Source organism: Klebsiella pneumoniae (genome assembly GCF_000742135.1).
In the GTDB taxonomy this organism is placed as follows: domain Bacteria; phylum Pseudomonadota; class Gammaproteobacteria; order Enterobacterales; family Enterobacteriaceae; genus Klebsiella; species Klebsiella pneumoniae.
This window is the reverse complement of record NZ_KN046818.1, coordinates 5,193,757-5,215,117: the sequence shown is the minus strand read 5'-3', so window position 1 is coordinate 5,215,117 and position 21,361 is coordinate 5,193,757. Positions and strand designations below refer to the sequence as shown.

General features: G+C 58.0%; 19 protein-coding genes and 4 tRNA genes. 7 read left to right on the top strand and 16 right to left on the bottom strand.

Features of this window, described 5'->3' with window-relative positions:
- Positions 1-36: 36 nt before the first annotated feature.
- Both recQ and pldA read right to left on the bottom strand, forming a co-directional pair.
- Positions 37-1,863: an ATP-dependent DNA helicase RecQ gene (gene recQ, locus DR88_RS01375; RefSeq protein WP_004150440.1), complete on the bottom strand. Its 1,827-nt coding sequence runs from the start codon at positions 1,861-1,863 to the stop codon at positions 37-39.
- Positions 1,864-1,930: 67 nt separating this feature from the next.
- Positions 1,931-2,791 carry a phospholipase A gene (gene pldA / locus DR88_RS01380; RefSeq protein ID WP_002883408.1) on the bottom strand — a complete coding sequence of 287 codons (861 nt, stop codon included), beginning with the start codon at positions 2,789-2,791 and terminating at the stop codon, positions 1,931-1,933.
- 152 nt (positions 2,792-2,943) lie between these two features.
- On the opposite strand from pldA, the gene yigI reads away from it, so the two are divergent.
- Both yigI and rarD read left to right on the top strand, forming a co-directional pair.
- Entirely contained in the window at positions 2,944-3,408 is a 465-nt protein-coding gene (gene yigI, locus DR88_RS01385) for an acyl-CoA thioesterase YigI (RefSeq protein WP_002883404.1), read from the top strand.
- 48 nt (positions 3,409-3,456) lie between these two features.
- Positions 3,457-4,350: an EamA family transporter RarD gene (gene rarD / locus DR88_RS01390; protein WP_002883402.1), complete on the top strand. Its 894-nt coding sequence runs from the start codon at positions 3,457-3,459 to the stop codon at positions 4,348-4,350.
- Between the two features lie 43 nt (positions 4,351-4,393).
- On the opposite strand, the gene corA is transcribed toward rarD, so the two are convergent.
- The 8 genes from corA to lptM all read right to left on the bottom strand — a co-directional run bounded on the left by corA (position 4,394) and on the right by lptM (position 11,308).
- Entirely contained in the window at positions 4,394-5,344 is a 951-nt protein-coding gene (gene corA, locus DR88_RS01395; protein ID WP_002883400.1) for a magnesium/cobalt transporter CorA, read from the bottom strand.
- Between the two features lie 150 nt (positions 5,345-5,494).
- Complete coding sequence (gene ysgD, locus DR88_RS31800) at positions 5,495-5,551, bottom strand: YsgD/CorL family protein (protein WP_349815745.1); 57 nt, start codon at positions 5,549-5,551, stop codon at positions 5,495-5,497.
- 148 nt (positions 5,552-5,699) lie between these two features.
- Positions 5,700-7,862 carry a DNA helicase II gene (uvrD, locus tag DR88_RS01400; RefSeq protein ID WP_002883398.1) on the bottom strand — a complete coding sequence of 721 codons (2,163 nt, stop codon included), beginning with the start codon at positions 7,860-7,862 and terminating at the stop codon, positions 5,700-5,702.
- A 63-nt stretch (positions 7,863-7,925) separates the two neighbouring features.
- Positions 7,926-8,642, bottom strand: a complete 717-nt coding sequence (gene yigB, locus DR88_RS01405) for a 5-amino-6-(5-phospho-D-ribitylamino)uracil phosphatase YigB (protein ID WP_002883397.1) — start codon at positions 8,640-8,642, stop codon at positions 7,926-7,928.
- A complete protein-coding gene (gene xerC, locus DR88_RS01410; protein ID WP_002883396.1) occupies positions 8,642-9,544 on the bottom strand; it encodes a tyrosine recombinase XerC in 903 nt (300 codons plus the stop codon). The genes yigB and xerC overlap by 1 nt, the downstream gene beginning before the upstream one ends.
- Entirely contained in the window at positions 9,541-10,248 is a 708-nt protein-coding gene (locus DR88_RS01415) for a DUF484 domain-containing protein (RefSeq protein WP_002883395.1), read from the bottom strand. Before DR88_RS01415 ends, xerC begins: the two co-directional genes overlap by 4 nt.
- Positions 10,245-11,069, bottom strand: a complete 825-nt coding sequence (gene dapF, locus DR88_RS01420) for a diaminopimelate epimerase (protein WP_002883394.1) — start codon at positions 11,067-11,069, stop codon at positions 10,245-10,247. The genes DR88_RS01415 and dapF overlap by 4 nt, the downstream gene beginning before the upstream one ends.
- A gap of 35 nt (positions 11,070-11,104) precedes the next feature.
- Positions 11,105-11,308, bottom strand: a complete 204-nt coding sequence (lptM, locus tag DR88_RS01425; protein WP_002883392.1) for an LPS translocon maturation chaperone LptM — start codon at positions 11,306-11,308, stop codon at positions 11,105-11,107.
- A 146-nt stretch (positions 11,309-11,454) separates the two neighbouring features.
- Between lptM and cyaY the strand changes: the two genes are divergently transcribed.
- The gene (gene cyaY, locus DR88_RS01430) at positions 11,455-11,775 is read left to right on the top strand and encodes an iron donor protein CyaY (protein WP_002883389.1); all 321 of its coding nucleotides are present in this window, start codon (positions 11,455-11,457) and stop codon (positions 11,773-11,775) included.
- A gap of 133 nt (positions 11,776-11,908) precedes the next feature.
- Here the strand turns inward: cyaY and cyaA are convergent, their stop codons facing one another.
- Positions 11,909-14,461, bottom strand: coding sequence for a class I adenylate cyclase (gene cyaA / locus DR88_RS01435; protein WP_002883383.1), 2,553 nt, complete (start codon positions 14,459-14,461; stop codon positions 11,909-11,911).
- Positions 14,462-14,818: 357 nt separating this feature from the next.
- Here cyaA and hemC point away from each other — a divergent pair, with 357 nt between their 5' ends.
- The 4 genes from hemC to hemY are packed head-to-tail and all read left to right on the top strand — an operon-like array spanning position 14,819 to position 18,900.
- Positions 14,819-15,760, top strand: a complete 942-nt coding sequence (hemC, locus tag DR88_RS01440) for a hydroxymethylbilane synthase (protein ID WP_032444001.1) — start codon at positions 14,819-14,821, stop codon at positions 15,758-15,760.
- Complete coding sequence (gene hemD / locus DR88_RS01445) at positions 15,757-16,497, top strand: uroporphyrinogen-III synthase (protein WP_002883380.1); 741 nt, start codon at positions 15,757-15,759, stop codon at positions 16,495-16,497. Before hemC ends, hemD begins: the two co-directional genes overlap by 4 nt.
- Positions 16,498-16,518: 21 nt before the next feature.
- Positions 16,519-17,700 (top strand): uroporphyrinogen-III C-methyltransferase, encoded by a 1,182-nt coding sequence (gene hemX / locus DR88_RS01450; RefSeq protein WP_004150429.1) that lies wholly within the window; start codon positions 16,519-16,521, stop codon positions 17,698-17,700.
- Between the two features lie 3 nt (positions 17,701-17,703).
- The gene (gene hemY / locus DR88_RS01455; protein WP_004150428.1) at positions 17,704-18,900 is read left to right on the top strand and encodes a protoheme IX biogenesis protein HemY; all 1,197 of its coding nucleotides are present in this window, start codon (positions 17,704-17,706) and stop codon (positions 18,898-18,900) included.
- A 461-nt stretch (positions 18,901-19,361) separates the two neighbouring features.
- Here the strand turns inward: hemY and DR88_RS01460 are convergent.
- From DR88_RS01460 to thrP, 5 genes are all read right to left on the bottom strand, one after another.
- Positions 19,362-19,438 (bottom strand) — tRNA-Pro (locus DR88_RS01460).
- A 42-nt stretch (positions 19,439-19,480) separates the two neighbouring features.
- Positions 19,481-19,567: transfer RNA gene (locus tag DR88_RS01465), tRNA-Leu, on the bottom strand.
- A gap of 23 nt (positions 19,568-19,590) precedes the next feature.
- A tRNA-His gene (locus DR88_RS01470) sits at positions 19,591-19,666 on the bottom strand.
- Between the two features lie 55 nt (positions 19,667-19,721).
- Positions 19,722-19,798, bottom strand: a tRNA-Arg gene (locus DR88_RS01475).
- A 102-nt stretch (positions 19,799-19,900) separates the two neighbouring features.
- Positions 19,901-21,286 (bottom strand): bifunctional threonine/serine APC transporter ThrP, encoded by a 1,386-nt coding sequence (thrP, locus tag DR88_RS01480; protein ID WP_002883322.1) that lies wholly within the window; start codon positions 21,284-21,286, stop codon positions 19,901-19,903.
- Positions 21,287-21,361 lie beyond the last annotated feature (75 nt).

Sequence of the window (21,361 nt, the reverse complement as noted above, 5' to 3'; positions counted from 1 at the left end):
GAGAGAAACTATTCTGGCACTTTTTCAGCCAGCTGACTACTCATCGTCGCCATCAACATGCGCCCGGATCAGCGCCATAAACGGCTTCCCGAAACGCTCGAGCTTGCGTGTCCCCACGCCGTTGACGCTGAGCATTTCGCCGGCGGTCAGCGGCGATTGTTCGGCCATCTCGATAAGCGTCGCGTCGTTGAAGACCACATATGGCGGGATGTTCTCTTCGTCGGCGATCGCTTTACGTAATTTGCGCAGCTTGGCGAACAGTTTACGGTCGTAATTGCCGCCAAAGGATTTCTGCATCGCCTTTGGCTTCAGCGCCACGATACGCGGCACGGCGAGCTGCAGCGGCACTTCGCCACGCAGCACCGGTCGCGCGGCTTCGGTCAGCTGCAGCGCGGAGTGCTGGGCGATATTCTGCGTCACCAGCCCAAGGTGAATCAGCTGGCGGATCACGCTCACCCAGTGCTCGTGACTTTGCTCCCGGCCGATACCGTAAACCGGCAGCTTATCGTGGCCCATCTCTCGGATGCGATGGTTGTTGGCCCCGCGCAGGACCTCCACCACGTAACCCATCCCGAAACGTTGATTGACCCGGTAAATCGTTGAAAGCGCCTTGCGGGCGTCCATTAAGCCATCGTACTGCTTTGGCGGGTCAAGACAGATATCGCAGTTGCCGCACGGCTCCTGACGCCCTTCGCCAAAATAGTTCAGCAGCACCAGACGGCGACAGGTCTGCGCTTCGGCAAACGCCCCCATCGCATTCAGCTTATGCCGTTCGATATCCTGTAGCGGCCCGGCGGGTTTTTCTTCCAGACAGCGGCGCAGCCACGCCATATCCGCCGGATCGTAAAACAGCATCGCTTCCGCCGGCAGGCCATCACGCCCGGCGCGGCCGGTCTCCTGATAGTAGGATTCAATATTGCGCGGAATATCAAAATGCACCACAAAGCGGACGTTCGGCTTGTTAATGCCCATCCCGAAGGCCACCGTCGCCACCACGATCTGCAGATCGTCGCGCTGGAATTTCTCCTGCACCTCGGCGCGCACGTCGTTTTCCAGACCGGCATGGTAAGCCGCCGCGCTAATACCGCGGCTTTGCAGCCTGGCGGCGGTGTCTTCCACTTTCGAACGGCTGTTGCAGTAGATAATGCCCGATTTGCCGCGCTGATCCTGAACGTAGCGCATCAGCTGGTCGAGCGGCTTGAATTTCTCCATCAGCATATAGCGGATGTTTGGCCGGTCGAAGCTGCTGACCTGAATCAGCGGATCGTTAAGCCCCAGCAGGCGGACGATATCGCGGCGGGTGGTATCATCGGCGGTGGCGGTCAACGCCATAAACGGGATCTGCGGCATCCGCTGACGCAGCTGGCCCAGCGCGGCATATTCCGGACGGAAGTCATGGCCCCACTGCGAGATACAGTGCGCCTCGTCTACCGCCAGCATCGCCAGGTTCCAGTTCGCCAGATGCTCAAGAAAGTTATCCAGCATCAGCCGTTCCGGCGCGATATACAGCAGACGAACCTGCCCGCTGCGGCAGCCGGCCATCACCTCCTGCTGCTGCTCGCGGCTTTGCGTCGAGTTCAGACAAGCCGCCGCCACGCCGTTGGCCAGCAGCTGATCGACCTGGTCCTTCATCAGCGAGATCAGCGGTGAGACCACGACCGTCAGACCGCCCATGACCAGCGCCGGCACCTGATAGCACAGCGACTTGCCGCCACCGGTCGGCATGACCACCAGGCAGTCCCGGCCTTCGAGCGCCGTCTCGATAATCGTTTCCTGGCCAGGACGGAACTGCTGGTAGCCGAAGGTCTCTTGTAAAACCTGCTTAGCCAGCGATTCCTGATTTAATACTTCCGCCTGTGCCACGTTGACCCCATTTGCCTGAAAAGAAAACAGGCGCTATTTTCAGCGCCTGCGAGCCAGAGTGCAACGATTAAAACAGATCGTTGAGCATTAGCCCGACGCCGACGCGCGTTTGGTTAAAGTTATAGTCGATAAGCGACTCGCCATAGCCGCTGTAGATCTGCGTATAGGCGCGAACATGTTTGGTAATGGGATAGCTCACGCCAAGTTCCGCCCCGCCGTAGCCGGTGTTCCAGTTGTATTGCCCCTGCGCACTGAGGATCGCCTCTCCCAGCTGGTAGCCCACCTTCAGCCGGTAATAGCCCATATATTTGGTGATATCCGGGTTATCATCGGTGTTGCCCACCACATACCAGGGCTTCACTTCCACCAGCCAGTTACCGTTTTGCGCCATCAGGCGGGCATAAAGCCGATTCCAGCTGCGCGAGGTGGGGTCGGAACGCCCATTCGAGTCGTGGTTATACCCCATCTCGATATCGCGCAGCGTCCAGCCGGCAAACTGGTAGTCGGTCGCAAAGCCCAAAAACAGCTGGGGTTCATAATTGGTTTCGCGAAACGGCGCCGACTCTTTGCTGTTAGAGAGCTGCCACCAGGATTTCTGGGTATAGGACGCGCCCAGCAGCGAATTATCGCCCAGGATACCGCGCCACAGCGGGAACGCCAGGCTTAGCTGAAACTTCACTTCATCTTTACGGGCATTTTCGGCCCAGTCATAGCTGCGGATCGCCTCTTTATTGAGGTCGCTGGTCCACGTATAGAGCAGATAGTTGCTCTCATAAGGGTAGAGCAGGAAAGGATTATCATGGTCCTGGAGCAGGTTGGCGATAATGCTGCCGCGCACTGCCGGTTTGTCGTGTACCGACGCGTCCTGCGCCATAACACCGGCCGGTAGCGCGCACAGCGCCACCAGGCAGGCCAAAGAGATACGCATGCTGGTCTCCTGAAAAATAGTTTTTATTTTTGTTTAACCTGAAGCCATTCTACCTGTTTATTAATCACCTGCCCCCTAATCCGCTCCGAAAGTGGAAATCAATATTTTAGAAGCATAAAATCAACATTTTATTAACGAATGGAACCGGTGTTATGTCTGAACTTACTGCCGAAGCAGCCCTGAAACTGGTAGGGGAGATTTTCGTCTATCACATGCCGTTTAACCGCGCCCTCGGTCTCGAACTGGAACGCTACGAAAAAGCGTTTGCCCAGCTTAGCTTTAATAATCAGCCGATGATGGTCGGCAACTGGGCGCAAAGCATTCTGCATGGCGGGGTGATCGCCTCCGCGCTGGACGTTGCCGCTGGCCTGGTCTGCGTCGGCAGTACCCTTACCCGCCATGACACCATCAACGAAGAAGAGTTGCGCCAACGGCTTTCCCGTATGGGAACCATCGACCTGCGCGTGGACTACCTGCGTCCGGGCCGCGGCGAACGTTTTACCGCCACCAGCACCCTGCTGCGCGCCGGCAATAAAGTGGCGGTTGCCCGCGTGGAACTGCATAACGAAGCTCAGGTCTATATTGCCAGCGCAACGGCCACCTATATGGTGGGTTGATTGGCCAAAATCGAGTAACATCACTCTCTTTGGCAATGGATTTTACCGATGGATGCGAAACAGACGCGGTTGGGGATCATTCTGGCCCTCGCCGCCTACTTTATCTGGGGTATCGCGCCAGCGTACTTCAAACTTATCTACTATGTTCCCGCCGATGAAATTCTAACCCATCGCGTGATCTGGTCTTTCTTCTTCATGGTGGCGCTCATCAGCGTCAGCCGCCAGTGGCCACAGGTGAAAAAGCTGCTGAAAACGCCGCGCAAGATCTTCCTGCTGGCGCTCTCGGCAGTGCTGGTCGGCGGTAACTGGCTGTTGTTCATCTGGGCGGTGAATAACCACCATATGCTGGAAGCCAGCCTCGGCTACTTTATCAACCCGCTGGTGAATATTTTGTTGGGGATGATTTTCCTCGGCGAACGCTTTCGTCGTCTGCAGTGGCTGGCGGTGATCCTCGCCTTTTGCGGCGTGCTGGTCCAGCTGTGGACCTTTGGTTCGCTGCCGATAATCGGTCTTGGGCTGGCTTTCAGTTTTGCCTTTTACGGCCTGGTGCGAAAGAAAATTGCTGTCGATGCGCAAACCGGCATGCTGGTGGAAACGCTGTGGCTGCTGCCGGTGGCGGCAATCTGGTTGTTCGGCATCACCGACAGCCCGACCAGCCATATGGGCGAGAACCCCTGGTCGCTCAATCTGCTGCTGATGGCCGCGGGCGTGGTGACCACCATCCCTTTGCTGTGCTTTACCGGGGCGGCAACGCGTCTGCGGCTCTCCACGCTGGGCTTTTTCCAGTACATCGGCCCAACGCTGATGTTCCTGCTGGCGGTGACGTTCTACGGCGAAGTGCCGGGCAAGGATAAAATGGTGACCTTTGGCTTTATCTGGGTCGCGCTGGCGGTGTTTATCGTCGATGCGCTGTATACCCAGCGCCGGTTGCGCAGAGGCTAAGCCTGCATCAACCAGTAAAGAAGGGAGCCGACGCTCCCTTTTTTTACAGCCAGTTTTTGCGCTTGAAGTAGAGATACGGCGCCAGGCCGGCCAGCATCATAAACACGATGGCTCCCGGATAACCAAAGCTCCAGTGTAGTTCCGGCATAAATTCAAAGTTCATCCCGTAACTGGAGGCCACCAGAGTTGGCGGCAGGAATACCACCGAGACCACCGAGAAGATCTTGATTATGCGGTTCTGCTCGATATTGATAAAACCCATCGCCGCCTGCATCAGGAAGTTCACCTTCTGGAACAGCGATTCGTTGTGCGGCAGCAGAGATTCGATATCGCGCAGGATCTCCCGCGCCTGCTCCAGCTGGCCCGCCGGCAGGCGCGCCTTGCGCACGAGGAAGTTCAGCGCGCGCTGGGTATCCATCAGACAGAGTCGCACCTTCCAGCCGATATCTTCCAGTTCCGCCAGCGTCGACAGCGCTTCGTCGTACTCGTCGCCCTGATGGCCTTCCATAATGACACGGCTCAGCTTTTCCAGGTCGCTGTAGATGTTTTCAATTTCATCCGCCAGCTGCTCGATTTTGGTCTCGAACAGGTCGAGCAGCAGTTCGTAGGCGTTGCCGTCGACCAGCGTCTGGTTACGCACGCGCATACGGTAGAGGCGGAAAGCGGGTAGTTCGCGCTCGCGCAGTGTGAACAGGCGGCCTTCGCGGATGGTAAACGCCACGGTAGAGTTGCCGGCGTGATCGTCGGCATCTTCAAAAAAGAAGAACGAGTGGATGTGTAACCCGTCTTCATCTTCAAAGAAACGCGCGGAGGCTTCGATATCTTCCAGTTCCGGGCGCGTCGCCAGGTTTTGACCCAGTTCCGTCTGCACGCGGCTTCGCTCATCGTCGTCAGGCTCGACCAGATCGACCCACACCGAGCTGGCGAGGTGTTTGATCTCATCGGCTTCCAGGCGCGTTAAACGATTGTTTTCCAGTTGAAATGCGCTCAGCATGACCGGGACTCCCAATGCAAAAAAATTATCGGACAGTTCGGTGGGCACACAGAAACAAATTGGGTTTCAGACCATTAAGCCTGACTCAGCGCGACGGGAATGGGGCAGGTCGCTGACAACCGCTAAGGCTATCAGCATAAGAGGATAGCCTTAGGAGTTGTTCCTGAATGACAGGAAGTTGAGCCAGCATCTACTGGGTGTGTCCAAGGCGAATGTCCTCTTAGCGTAATCGTGCGCGCATGTTACGCCAGCGCAAAATCGGCGTCAACACGCAACGGAACGCGAAAGCGCAAATCAGGCGCCTTAACGTATAAAGGTAGCAGAATATTACAAAATAATGATATTTTTCTTAAAGTTACACTGCCTCCAGCCGGGCGTAAGCCGCCACCAGCCATTTGATTCCCTGGCCCTGAAAAGCCACCTGCAGTCGGCTGTGCTCGCCGCTGCCTTCGAGGTTGACAATAGTGCCTTCGCCAAACTTCGGATGCCGTACGCGCTGGCCTAACTTGTAGCCGGTATCGCTCTCGGCAATCGGCGCGCCCAGTCGCTGATGGTTTACCGGGCGGCTCACCGTGGCTCGCAGACGCACTTCTTCTACGCACTCCTGCGGCAGCTCGCCGATAAAGCGCGACGGGCGGTGATAAACCTCTTTCCCGTACAGACGGCGGGTTTCCGCATAGGTCAGCGTCAGCTTCTGCATGGCGCGCGTTACGCCGACGTAGGCCAGGCGACGCTCCTCTTCCAGGCGGCCGCCTTCATCAAGGGCCATCTGGCTCGGGAACATCCCTTCTTCGACGCCGACGATGAACACCTGCGGGAACTCCAGCCCTTTCGCCGAGTGCAGGGTCATCAGCTGAACCGCGTCCTGCCAGGTGTCCGCCTGCCCCTCGCCCGCTTCCAGCGCGGCGTGGGAGAGGAACGCCTGCAGCGGCATCAGATCTTCATCTTCTTCGTTGTAGCTGAACTGGCGCGTCGCCGTCACCAACTCCTCTAAGTTTTCAATACGGGTCTGGCCCTTCTCGCCTTTCTCCTGCTCGTACATCGCGCGCAGGCCGGAGTCTTTAATCACCCGATCGGTCTGAACGTGCAGCGGCATATCGGTGGTCTCCTGCGCCAGCGCGTCAATCAGCTCCATAAAGCGCTGCAGGGCGCTGGCGGCGCGACCGGCCAGCGCTTTTTCTTTCAATAGCTCGCGACTGGCCTGCCATAGCGTCAGCTGGCGATCGCGCGACGTCTGGCGCACCACGTCCAGCGTGCGGTCGCCAATGCCGCGGGTCGGCGTATTGACTACGCGCTCAAAGGCCGCGTCGTCGTTGCGGTTGGCGATAAGGCGCAGGTAAGAGAGCGCGTCTTTGATTTCCTGACGCTCGAAGAAGCGCATGCCGCCGTAGATACGGTACGGCATACTGGCCTGCAGGAGGGCCTCTTCCAGCACGCGCGACTGGGCGTTACTGCGATAGAGAATGGCGCATTGCTCCAGCGCACCGCCGTTCTCCTGCCAGGTTTTAATTCGGTTCACCACAAAGCGCGCTTCGTCGAGATCGTTGAAGGCGCAGTACAGCGAAATCGGCTCGCCGTCGGCGCCGTCGGTCCACAGCTTTTTGCCCAGGCGCCCGTTGTTGTTTTCAATCAGGGCGTTGGCAGCGCTGAGAATATTGCTGGTCGAGCGATAGTTCTGCTCCAGGCGGATGGTTTCCGCGCCGGGGAAGTCGTTAAGGAAGCGCTGAATGTTCTCGACCTGCGCGCCGCGCCATCCATAGATAGACTGATCGTCATCGCCGACGATCATCACCTTGCCGGTATCGCCCGCCAGCAGGCGGATCCAGGCGTACTGAATGTTGTTGGTATCCTGGAATTCATCGACGAGGATATTGGTGAAGCGCTCGCGGTAGTGCTGCAGGATATGCGGTTTGTTCAGCCACAGCTCGTGGGCGCGCAGCAGCAGCTCGGCGAAGTCCACCAGCCCGGCGCGGTCGCAGGCTTCCTGATAGGCCTGATAGACCTTCTGCCAGGTCTGCTCGACCGGATTGCCGTAGCTCTGAATATGATGCGGGCGCAGTCCTTCATCTTTCTGGCTGTTGATGTACCACATTGCCTGGCGCGGCGGCCACTGTTTCTCATCGAGGTTCATCGCCTTAATCAGACGCTTCAGCAGACGCAGCTGGTCTTCGCTGTCGAGGATTTGGAAGTCCTGCGGCAGGTTGGCATCCAGATGGTGCGCGCGCAGCAAACGGTGCGCCAGGCCGTGGAAGGTGCCCACCCACATGCCGCCCTGGGTGGTGCCCATCAGCTGGCCGATACGGTGACGCATCTCCGCCGCCGCTTTGTTGGTAAAGGTCACCGCCATAATGGAATACGGGGAACAGTTCTCCACGCTCAGCAGCCAGGCGATACGGTGCACCAGAACGCGCGTCTTACCACTGCCCGCCCCTGCCAGAACCAGCATATTGGTGCGCGAGGCCGCTACGGCTTCACGCTGTTTGTCATTAAGGCTGTCGAGCAGGTAAGAAACGTCCATTGGCACCGCCGGAAGAGAAGGGGTTCCACGAACCCCTGTTAATATATACAGAGTGACTGGTGATTATATCAGCGAGGTCAGAGATGCCAACCGTGAAATTTCAATATGCGGCAGCAGGCGGCTGTCCGCGGTGTGCATCAGGTCCGCGCCTTGCGGTTTGATCCAGCAGGCCTGCATCCCACAGCGAATAGCGCCGGCCACGTCGGTGGTCAGATCATCGCCGACGTGCAGAATCTGCCCGAGCGGCACATTCAGACGCTCCGCCGCAAGGTGGTACATGTCGGCAAACGGCTTGGAGCGGCCATCCGGCCCGGCGCGCAGCACGAAGCGGAAATAGTCGCTCAGACCGAACAGTTCCGGGCGGGCGTTGCCATTGGTAATCGCCACCAGCGGCCACTTCTTCGCCAGCTTCGCCAGCGTATCGTGCGTTTCCTGCGGGACATCGACGCGGCTGCGCCAGTGGGCGAAGTGTTCCATCGCCGCATCGGCCCCCGCTTTCGCCGCTTCGGCGGAGAGCCCGGCATTACGCATACCTAACTCCAGCGCACGGTGGCGCCAGACGGTCACGTCATGATAAATCTCAGGTTCAGCAGCCAGCAGCGTCTGACGCAGCTGATTAAGCTCATGGGCGTCGAACTGGCTGAGCGAAGGATGGTAGCTGCGCACAAAGGCCAGCGACTCGTGCATCGTCCGGTCAATCACCGGGCGGTTATCGTAAAGGGTATCGTCCAGGTCAAACGTCAGCGCGGAAATCTGGCCCAGAGGTCGGTAAAAACGCATTATTTCCCCCGTTTAGCGCGCGGATGCGCGGCATCGTACACCGAGGCAAGGTGTTGAAAATCAAGATGGGTATAGATTTGGGTGGTGGAGAGGTTAGCATGCCCCAGCAGCTCCTGCACGCCGCGCAGATCGCCGCTCGACTCCAGCATATGGGTGGCAAAGGAGTGGCGCAGCTTGTGCGGGTGCACATGGCTGTTCAGCCCCTGCTTAATCCCCCACTCGGCGAATCGCTTCTGTACGTTGCGCGCCGAAATACGTTTGCCCAGCTTCGACAAAAACAGCGCGTCGTCGTCGGTACCGAACAGGCCGCGCAAATCCAGCCAGTGCTCAATCCATGCCACCGCGTTGCGACCGATCGGCAAACGACGCTCCTTGCTGCCTTTGCCCATCACCCAGACCTCACCGCTTTCGAGATCGAGGTGTTTGATATCCAGGTTGACCAGTTCGGACAAACGCAATCCCGCGCCGTACATCACCTCCAGCATCGCCCGATCGCGCACCGCCAGCGGATCGTTGAGATCGATATCCAGCAGTCGATTGACATCATCGACGTCAATATTTTTTGGCAGGTGGCGGGGAATTTTCGGCGCGGCAATCCCCTTCGCCGGATTGGCGCTGAGCTCGCCCTGGCCGACCAGCCAGTCGAAGAAACTGCGCAGCGCCGACAGGCGAAGCGCCAGGCTTGCCGGGCCTAACCCCGCGCGGCGACTACGCACCGCAAAGCTTCGCACCTGAGCGGCATCGCACTGCGACCAGCTTTTCAGGCCCGCCTCATCCGCCAGGGCGATCAGCGCGTCCAGCTGTCGCTGGTAATTCAGTAACGTGATCGGGCTGAGCTGGCGTTCAACGCCAAGATGGCGAAGAAAGCGGGCGACGGCGGAGAAGAGAGGAGAATCGGTCATGCGCGTTCAATCCAGCGCTCCAGCAGGCCGGGCAGCATCTGGGCAATCTCCTGCAACAGCTGCGTCCCCTGCCCTGGCTGATAATGCTGCGCATCGCGGCTGCTGAAGAGCATCACCCCCGGGGCATTATCGCCCCCCAGCAGCGATATCGCCACAGACCCAATGGCCTTCGCCTCCGGCAGCACCACCAGCAGCTCCGGGCCGTTCAGCGGCCCAAGATAGTGGCGCGCCTGGCCCAGACGTTGAATACGGATCGGCTCAAACGCCTGCCGGTTTAATGCCAGATGGGTAAACTTCGAGGGCGCGCCGAGGCGCCAGCAGTCAGGAAACAGGCGCACCGTGGCGCCCGCCAGCCCCAGCTCGCGTGCCCAGCGGTGAAGGCGGTTGAGCATATCGTCGAGGCTCTCCGCCGCCGCCAGCCGCGTTTGCAGCTGCAGCAGGCGCTGGAACAGGCTTTCATTAGCGACCGCCTGCTCCATCAGCAGCGACATATTCTCTTCCAGCACATGAATATGGTTACGCGCCCGCATCATGTGCCACTCCACCAGCGAAATCGTACCACGTACCGGATGCGGGACGCGGAGATGTTCGACCTGGGCGGCATTACGAATAAAAAATTCAGGATGTTGCAACAGATAGTCCACCACTGCGCGATCGTTCAACGCGCTGGCAACCTCCTGCTGTTCTTCCCCGATTGGTTTCATAAATGAATAAATCCATCATAGACATGGGCCGCCGGGCCGGTCATAAACAGCGGCTGGCCCGGGCCTTTCCAGGCGATATCAAGACGACCGCCGGGTAATTCCACGCGTACCGTTTCCGCCAGCAGCCCCTGCTGGATCCCCACCGCCACCGCGGCGCAGGCGCCGCTGCCGCAGGCCTGGGTTTCCCCCGCGCCGCGTTCGTAGACGCGCAGACGGATATGAGACCGGCCGACCACCTGCATAAAGCCGATATTGGCGCGCTCCGGAAAACGCTCATGGCTTTCCATTACCGGGCCGAGAGTTTCCACCGCCGCCGTATCCACATCATCAACCTGGATGACGCAGTGCGGATTTCCCATGGACACCACGCCGCACAATACTGTCTGCTCGGCGGCACGCATGATATAGGTCTTTTCCGCTTTGTTGGCGCGGAACGGCACCTGGGACGGCTCGAAGTTGGGCTCGCCCATGTTCACCCGCACCAGATCGTCTTCCGTTACGCTTAATACCATACGCCCGTTGGCCGTACTCACGCGGATATCACGTTTATTGGTCAGGCCTTTCAGCCGGACGAAGCGGGCAAAACAGCGCGCGCCGTTGCCGCACTGCGACACTTCGCTGCCGTCGGCGTTAAAGATCCGGTAGTGGAAATCCAGATCCGGATCGTAGGGCGGTTCGACGACCAATAGCTGATCGAACCCGACGCCAAGGTGGCGATCCGCCAGGCGGCGAATCAGCTCCGGCGAGAAAAAAACATTCTGCGTTACCGCGTCAACGACCATAAAATCGTTGCCAAGGCCATGCATTTTAGAGAACTGCATCATCTACTCCAGTTGCGCGGAACAGAACGTTATCGTTAGTAATTGACCTGGCTCGGACCACCGGTATCGCCACGATCGTTACGATCCGGCGTTGCGCTCTGAATGCCAGGGTTAACCGGTTTGGTCGGCGGCGGCGCGGTTTTGTCCGCCGGTGGGAAATAGAGAGGCCCTTTCAGACCGCAGCCGGTCAGGCTGAAGATCGCAAACAAAACGGCAAGCGTAGGAAAAACGTTTTTCATTGATAGTTGCCCGTGATTCATTCTTTCTGCTTTCTATCATCGCAGGAGAAGACGTAAAAGCAAGCCTTTAGCATCCGACTGCGCGCGCTTTTGTTTCGCGCTATACTGCGACCCATCTTCAAAAATCAAAAAAGCAGAATCAAATTATGAACGACAGTGAATTCCATCGCCTGGCCGATAGCCTGTGGATGACCATCGAAGAACGTCTGGACGACTGGGACGGCGATAGCGACATCGACTGCGAAATCAACGGCGGCGTGCTGACCATCAGCTTTGAAAACGGCAGCAAAATCATTATTAACCGTCAGGAGCCGCTGCACCAGGTGTGGCTGGCCACCAAACAGGGCGGCTATCACTTCGATCTCAAAGGCGACGAGTGGATCTGCGATCGCAGCGGCGAAACCTTCTGGGATCTGCTGGAGCAGGCGGCGAGCCAGCAGGCCGGTGAGACGGTGAAGTTCCGTTAATGACGTGTTTCCCGGATAGCGGCGCATCGCGCCTTATCCGGGCGACCCGACGACTTAGAACCGTAGCCCTGCTAAGCGCAGCGCCAGCAGGGAATATCTGCGGATAGCGGCTCACGCCTTATCCGGGCCAAATCTACGAGTAGCGCTGCTGCAGCACCGGCGAGGCGGTAACGTCCTGGCTGGTGGGTATCGCAGCGGCAATCGCCTGGGTGCGGAAAGGGATCACCTGGGTGCGCCCGTCTACCTCGACAATCTGATAGAACTGCGGCAGGTTGAAGTTGATAAAGCTGGAGCCGTAGGTGAAACGATCGTGCGATGACGAATAGAAGCGGCTGACGTCGCGCACCAGCTCCTCTTTACTGCCCTCGCAGTGATGATAGACCTCGGCGCGGTTGCTCTCATCAAGAATATAGATGTTAAAGCCGCTGTCGTTGTTATCCGCGTCTTCAAAGAAGAACTGAATAATCCCTTCGCTGGCGAAGCCATCCACCACCGCCGGCAGCTTAACGTGATTGGTTTCCACCTGCACCGACAGCCCGTGCAGCTTGTTGTGCGAGATAGCGCCGTAGAACTCAATGGCGTTTTCCAGCTTCTGCACCGAAACGTTAAGCCGCTCGAAGAACAGCCCCCACGTCTGGCCGGAGACGCGCAGCGCTTTGAAGCGCCCGGTATCCTGGCGGGTACTGGAGAGACGCAGTTCGATACATTCGGAGATCATCTGCTGCACGCGGGTGCGGATCAGGCCGCGCAGGTGCTGACTATAGCAGAACACCTCCACGCTGTCCGGCGGCGCGGCGTCCTGGTGCATTTTGCCGAGGATCGTTTTCAGCGCCTCGATCATCGCCTGTTCGCCGTTAAAGTGCAGCGTACGCACTTCGTTCCACGAGTTGCGATACAGCAGGTCGACGCTGCCGATCAGGCATTTTTGCTCTTCGCCGAAGCTGAAAACATCCAGCTTACGGAAATCGAAGTGCACCACCTGGTTACGGAAGGCCGCGGTTGGGTCATATTCGAGGTTGACGATAATCGCCAGGTGGCGGATTTCGCACGGGCTGTACAGCGCCTTTGGCGTCGGCGCCGGCAGGCGCAGCGGGAAGTGGTGCGACACGTCGGCCACCATCTCCTGCAGCTTCGCCAGATCGACGATGCCGTTGCCCTTAATAAACAGGCGGGTGCGTGAGGTCAGCAGGCCGTTAAACCAGGCCCAGGCCACCAGCTTATTAAGATAACGGTTATATTCCAGCGGCTGATGGCTGATGATCGATTCCATGTCCGGCGCGCGGTTGTACAGATACCAACCGGTACGGTTGGCGCGGCCCGGCGGCACGTGGATAAAGGTCAGGTTCGGTTCCGACAGATCCGGCGAAATTTGCGGGTTTACCAGCGTCACTTTCCCCGGCAGCGCTTCAAAGGCCGCATACAGCTTACGGGTCAGCACGCCAATATCCTGCGGGCTGGCGGAGACGCTAAGGTTATTGCGCCGCGCGAAGCGGATCAGATTACGATAGCTCTGCATCATGGCGTCGAGCAGTTCGTTGTGCGCCTTGCGCACTTCATCGATTTTCCAGTTGGCGCGGTTGTCGAGCATCATCAGACGCTTTTCGTCCCAGCCCCAGGCATTCACCAACTGGCTGACGACTTCGCGACGCCAGCCGACGCAGGCGCGTTCGCGGCTGAGTTTTTCACAAACTTTCAGGTAGAAGCAGCGGCGCACCAGATCGAGGCGGGTTTCATCTTCGATGGCCTGCAGATAGGTGGTCACGCGCTCCAGCATCATGCAGTACGGGTCGAGGCCGAAGGAGACAATCTCCCCGTCGTGCAGACGCTGTTTGATATCTTTCGCTAACAGGCGGTTATTGGGGTATTCCCAGGAGTAGGCTTCCAGCAGCAGCGTTTTCAGCACCGCTTTATAGGGGGAGTCGATACTTTTATACAGCTGCCACAGGCTGGCGCCGAAGTACTCTTCCGCCGACAGCGAACTGAGGCCGCCGAGATCGAGCCATTCGTTAGGCGTCAGCACGCCCTGGGCATACAGCCCCATCACGTAATCATCGTAATGCTCTTCTTCATCGCACGGCACCATATTCCACAGAATACGCTTGCCGGCGAGGCGCACCGCGGTGCGGTAGAACTCATCAAGCAACAGGATATGCTGGGTCGAACCGCAGTCTTCGCCGCCGAGGCTACCGCTTTCGTTATGACGGAAACGGTTTTCGTCGATCAGGAAGAAGCTGACTTCCACGCCGAGCGAGGCAGCCCAGCTCTCAAGCAGGCTGCATTTTCGCTGCAGCAGCTGACGCTCTTCGCTATCCAGCCAGGCCTGGTGACATACCCAGATATCAAGATCGGAAGAGCAGCTCTGGCCGACGGAGGAAGTACTGCCCATCGAGTAGACGCCGGTGATCGGCAGCTCGCCTTTCGGCGGCTCCTGAGTCTGCATACCGCGATGCAGTTCCAGTTCTTCAAGATAGTGGCGTTGGGTTTCATCAGGCGTGTAGAGGCAAATGCCACGGGGAACGTTACCGTCAAGGTAACCCGGCATCAGCGGGTGATGATAATGTAATAACGTTGGCAGTAGACTGTAAACCTGCTGGAAAGCGGGTCCCATGGCAGCAAGCGCGCGATCCACGCGCAATTGGTTGATGGCATCCAGTCTCTGTTTCAGTGTCTCAATATAGAGGTACAAGACATATCGCCTGATGTTCAAAAACCCGAGGTACAATAGTACGGAGGATTTCAGTATTTCAACAAAAACCGTCACCATTCGTCGTCGGTGTGGTTGTGATGAGCAGCGGACTGACAAATGGTTTAAAACGTGATCAATTTAACACCTTGCTCATTGACCGTAAAGAAAGATGCGCTACATACAAGTGTAGCACCGTTTATTACCTGTAAATTCCTCACTACGCCTCCGGCAACCGCCACGCGCATGAAAGGTTAAAAAAGAGTGGGCCGGAGCCACCTCCCACATAAACCGTGAAAACTAACATCCGTAAGACAACAATGTTAGGATGGATAGTGGTCGATAATGACGGTAACAAGCATGTTAGACAAAGTTTTGAAAATTGCCACACGGCAAAGCCCGCTTGCGCTATGGCAGGCGCAGTATGTTAAAGCGCGCCTGGAACAAGCGCATCCCGGACTGAAGGTCGAGCTGGTGCCGATGGTCACGCGCGGGGATGTCATCCTTGATACTCCGCTGGCAAAGGTGGGGGGCAAAGGCTTATTTGTGAAAGAGTTAGAGCTCGCCATGCTCGAAGGGCGCGCCGATATCGCCGTCCATTCGATGAAAGATGTGCCGGTGGAATTCCCGGAGGGCCTGGGGCTGGTGACTATCTGCGAGCGCGACGATCCGCGCGACGCGTTTGTCTCCAATCGCTATGCCTCGATTGACGAACTGCCGGCCGGCAGCGTCGTTGGCACGTCAAGTTTACGCCGTCAGTGCCAGCTGGCCGCCACCCGTCCGGATCTGGCGATCCGCTCTCTGCGCGGTAACGTCGGTACCCGGCTGAGTAAGCTGGATAACGGCGAGTACGACGCCATCATCCTCGCCGCCGCCGGCCTGAAGCGTCTGCAGCTGGAAGCGCGTATTCGCCAGCCGCTGTCGCCTGAGCAATCTCTGCCGGCGGTCGGCCAGGGCGCGGTCGGCATCGAATGCCGTCTTGATGATGCATGGACCCAGGGGCTGTTAGCGCCTCTCAACCATACGGAAACGGCGGTGCGCGTGCGCGCCGAGCGGGCGATGAACACCCGCCTCGAAGGCGGCTGCCAGGTGCCGATCGGCAGCTATGCGGAACTGAAGGACGGGGAACTGTGGCTGCGGGCGCTGGTTGGCGCTCCGGATGGTTCACAGCTGGTGCGCGGCGAACGACGCGGGCCAGCGGAACAAGCGGAAGCCCTCGGCATCTCGCTGGCGGAAGAGCTTCTGGATAATGGCGCCCGCGAGATTCTCGCGGCGGTTTATGATGGAGAAGCCCCGCGATGAGCATCCTGGTCACTCGTCCACTACCGCAAGGAGAAGCGCTGGTCAGCCGTCTGCGGGCCATGGGACGCGTGGCCTGGAGCTTTCCGCTGATAGAATTTACGCCCGGCAGGGAGCTTCCCGCGCTGGGCGATGCGCTTGCCCGACTGGGACCCGACGATCTGCTATTTGCGCTATCCCAGCATGCGGTGGAATTCGCCCATGCCCGTCTGCAGCAGCAGGGCCTGCCCTGGCCCACTTCTCCGCGCTATTTTGCCATTGGCCGCACGACGGCGCTGGCCCTGCATACGGTCAGTGGGCAGCATATCCATTACCCGTTAGATCGGGAAATTAGCGAAGTCTTGCTACAATTACCTGAATTACAAAACATTGCCGGGAAAAATGCGCTGATCCTACGCGGCAATGGCGGGCGGGAACTCTTAGGCGCGACGCTGACCGAGCGCGGCGCCAGGGTCACATTTTGTGAATGTTATCAACGTAGTGCAAAACATTACGATGGCGCAGAAGAAGCGATGCGCTGGCAATCTCGCGGAGTCACCACGCTGGTGGTCACCAGCGGCGAGATGCTGCAGCAGCTATGGTCGTTAATACCGCAATGGTATCGCGAACAGTGGCTCCTGCACTGCCGCGTTGTCGTTGTCAGCGAACGTCTGGCCCTTCAGGCCCGGGAACTGGGCTGGCAGGAGATTCAGGTTGCCGATAGCGCCGACAACGATGCGCTGCTACGCGCATTACAATAACTCTCAACATTGGAAGCCATAATGACGGAACAACAAAATCAATCCGCCGTGGTTGAAGAGACCAGGGAGGCCGTGGAGACCACACCACAGCCAGAGAACACTGAGAAGAAGAAGGCAGGCAATAAAACCAGCCTGGCGCTCAGCGCGATCGCTATCGCCATTGCGATAGCCGCCGGCATCGGCCTGTATGGCCTGAACAAACAACAGGCCACGCGGCAAAACGCAACTACCTCTGAATTAGCAAGCCAGGTCGCGGCGCTGCAAAAAGCGCAGGAAAATCAAAAAAGTGAACTGGAAGGTGTTATCAAACAGCAGGCCGACCAGCTAAACGAAGCCAAACACCAGCAGGAGACGCTGGCCAAACAGTTGGATGAGCTGCAGCAAAAAGTGGCGGTGATTTCCGGTAGCGATGCCAAAACCTGGCTGCTGGCCCAGGCCGACTTCCTCGTCAAGCTGGCGGGACGTAAGCTGTGGAGCGATCAGGATGTCACCACCGCCGCCGCGCTGCTGAAAAGCGCTGACGCCAGCCTCGCCGACATGAACGACCCAAGCCTCATCGGCGCCCGCCGGGCGATCACCGACGACATCGCCACCCTCTCCGCGGTAAGCCAGGTGGACTATGACGGCATGATCCTCAAGGTTAATCAGCTGGCGAACCAAATCGATAACCTGCGGCTGGCAGATAATAACGATGACGATTCGCCGATGGACGCTGATAGCGATGAGCTTTCCAGTTCTATCAGCGAATGGCGCGTCAACCTGCAGAAAAGCTGGCAGAACTTTATGGACAGCTTTATCACCGTGCGCCGCCGCGATGAAACGGCGGTCCCGCTGCTGGCGCCGAATCAGGATATCTATCTGCGGGAAAATATTCGCTCTCGCCTGCTGGTCGCCGCGCAGGCAGTTCCGCGCCATCAGGAAGAGACCTGGAAACAGTCGCTGGATAACGTCTCGACCTGGGTACGCGCCTATTATGATACCGATGACGCCACCACTAAAGCCTTCCTCGACGAGGTGGATAAGCTCAGTCAGCAAAGCATTACCATGACGGTGCCGGAAACGCTGCAGAGTCAGGCGTTGCTGGAAAAACTGATGCAAACCCGAGTGCGCAACCTGATGGCGCAGCCTGCCGTTACCGCGGGCGGCGCGCCTTCGCCCGCACCTGCTGCGCCGGCCGCCCCCGCTGCGCCGCAAGGAGAGTAACGCATGCTGAAAATTCTTTTACTCTTCGCACTGTTGATCGCCGGGATCGTGCTTGGCCCGATGATCGCCGGGCATCAGGGCTACGTCCTGATCCAGACCGATAATTACAATATCGAGACCAGCGTGACCGGGCTGGTGATCATCCTGATCCTCGCCATGGTGGTGCTGTTCGCCATCGAATGGCTGCTGCGCCGCATTTTCCGCACCGGGGCGCATACGCGCGGCTGGTTTGTCGGCCGTAAACGCCGTCGCGCGCGTAAGCAAACCGAACAGGCGCTGCTCAAACTGGCGGAAGGTGATTACCAGCAGGTTGAGAAGCTGATGGCGAAAAATGCCGATCACGCCGAACAGCCGGTGGTGAACTATCTTCTGGCGGCGGAAGCGGCTCAGCAGCGCGGTGATGAAGCGCGGGCCAACCAGCATCTGGAGCGCGCCACCGAGCTGGCGGGCGATGACCTGATCCCGGTGGAAATCACTCGCGTTCGCCTGCAGCTGGCGCGTAATGAAAATCACGCCGCGCGCCATGGCATCGATAAGCTGCTGGAAATTACCCCGCGTCATCCGGAAGTGCTGCGCCTCGCCGAACAGGCATACACCCGCACCGGCGCCTGGCAGTCGCTGCTGGACATCATTCCGTCGATGGCGAAAGCTAACGTCGGCGATGAAGCGCACCGCGCGGCGCTGGAACAGCTGGCCTGGGTTGGCCTGATGGATAAAGCGCTGGCCGATGGCGGCAGCGAAGGACTACGCGAATGGTGGCGCAACCAGAGCCGTAAAACGCGGGCGCTGGTGCCGCTGCAGGTGGCGATGGCCGAGCGCCTCATCGAGAGCGACGATCACGATACCGCGCAGCAAATTATCATTGATGGTCTGAAGAAACAGTATGATGACCGTCTGGTGATGCCGATCCCGCGTCTGAAGACCAATAACCCGGAACAGCTGGAGAAAGTGTTGCGCCAGCAGATCAAAGCCGTTGGCGACCGTCCGCTGCTGTGGAGCACCCTGGGCCAGTCGCTGATGCGGCACGGCGAATGGCAGGAGGCCAGCATCGCCTTCCGCGCCGCGCTTAAGCAGCGTCCGGATGCCTTTGATTACGCCTGGCTGGCGGATGCCCTGGACCGCCTGCATCAGCCGGAAGAAGCCGCCGCTATGCGCCGCGATGGACTGCTGCTGACGCTGCAGAATAATCCTCAGCCATAACCTGGCATGGCTATCGCCTCCTGCGGGGCGATAGCCCTTCTCCCCCGCCTTCGTATTGACGGATCCCCGAAAGAAAAAAACGCCTGCGCTGAAATCAGGGCAGGCGTTAAAACAGGTCTGTTTGACAACAAATTGGGTGCTTCACTCAACGTAATGTCCATGGTGTTTGATGAGGCATAAATGCGACATCTGTCAGTGGACGATAAGCACCGTAAGAACGGCTCTGCATCATTCCGGAGTTTATGAGGCACGAAGGCGAACATAAGAGATGGAATGAGCATCTACCCGGTTATTATCGCACAGGATCCGGGGAAATTGCATCTACCACAGTGATGAATTGAGAGTTTTCCTGACGCGTATTCTTAAGCAAAGAGAAGATTTTTTATCAGCAAGATCAGAGAAATAAGAGATGGCGGACGGCAGCAGAAAACAAAAAACCCCGCCGAAGCGGGGTTCAAAATTGGTCGGCGAGAGAGGATTCGAACCTCCGACCCACTGGTCCCAAACCAGTTGCGCTACCAAGCTGCGCTACTCGCCGAAATACTGCTTTTTGAATTTTTAGTTCAATTCGTTAAAGTCGTGGTGCGAGGGGGGGGACTTGAACCCCCACGTCCGTAAGAACACTAACACCTGAAGCTAGCGCGTCTACCAATTCCGCCACCTTCGCAAATTCACAACTCTATCAAATAATGGGGTGGCTAATGGGATTCGAACCCACGACAACTGGAATCACAATCCAGGGCTCTACCAACTGAGCTATAGCCACCACTGCAAACCTTTTACGCGGTATTAAAACCACCGCAGCTCCAGCACCGGGTTAATGGTGCGCCCGACAGGATTCGAACCTGAGACCTCTGCCTCCGGAGGGCAGCGCTCTATCCAGCTGAGCTACGGGCGCTTAGCGCCGTTGCGGGGTCGGATAATACGGACTTCCTACCCCGCTGTCTAGTGCCTTTTTAAAGAAAACTATCGTTTGCTCATGCTTTGTTCGTTTTGACGGTTATTCAGCCGTATTATTGACTTGCCCCTGTCTTCCGAGGCCAAACACCTTATAAATCAGGGTGACGGCGGCCAGAAAAATAATGCCGACGAAGAGCGACATGCGGGTTTCATCATTCAGTCCCATCCCGACCAGCACGCAGATCAGGAAGGCCATCGTGAAATAGTTGGCCCACGGAAACAGCAGCGAACGGAACGGATGGCTGGCAATCGCCGCCTGATGCACGCGACGGAAACGCAGTTGACTAATCAGGATCACAAACCAGGGCACCATCCCCGGCAGGACGCTGGCGCTATAGACATAGACGAACACCCGCTGCGGATTAGGAATAATGTAATTCAGGCAGGAGCCCACCAGCAGGATCAGAATCGACAGCGCCACACCGACGGACGGAACGCCGTTGCGCGATACCTTACCGATCGCCGCCGGCAGCTGACGGTTCTTCGCCAGGGCGTACAGCATACGTCCGCAGCTGTACATTCCGCTGTTGCAGCCGGAAAGCGCTGCCGTCAGCACCACGAAGTTGATAATTCCCGCCGCCGCGGTAATACCGATTTTGGCAAACGTCAGTACGAACGGGCTGCCATTGGAGCCGATTTGATCCCACGGGAAGATAGTGACGATAACGAAAATCGCGCCGACGTAGAAAATCAGGATCCGCCACAGCACTTTGCCCACCGCGCTGCGCAGCGTCACCTGCGGGTTTTTCGCTTCACCTGCGGTAATGCCGATGAGCTCCACCCCCTGATAGGACGCGACCACGATACACAGCGCCGTCAGGAAGCCCTTCCAGCCGCCAGCAAAGAAACCACCATGTTCGGTGAGATTACCAAAACCGATGGAGTGGCCGCCGTTGCCAAAGCCGAAGAAAATGACGCCCAGCCCGACGACGATCATCACGATAATGGTGGTCACTTTTATCATGGCGAACCAGAACTCGATTTCACCGTATAGCCGGACCGCCGCAAGGTTCGCCAGCGCCACCAGCCCCACGGCAATTAACGCCGGGATCCACTGCGCCATCTCCGGGAACCAGAACTGCACATAGACCCCGATGGCGGTAATCTCCGAGATCCCCACCGCCATCCACATAAACCAGTAGGACCACGCGGTCAGATAGCCGAAGAAGGGGCTCATATAGCGATGCGCATACACCGCGAAGGAGCCAGTGACAGGCTCAAGGAACAGCATTTCGCCCATTGAGCGCATAATGAAAAAGACGAACAGGCCAGCGATAATATACGCCAGCAGCACGGAAGGCCCAGCCCATTTCAAGGTACTGGCCGCCCCCATAAACAACCCCACGCCTATCGTCCCGCCAAGGGCGATCAGTTCAATATGCCGGGCCTCCAGTCCACGCTGAAGCTCCGCTTTTTTCTCAGTCATATATCCTCTTGTGTTTGCCGTATTCCGGGTACTCCCGGTTATTGTTATTAACTGAAACCATAGCCTTGCCGACGC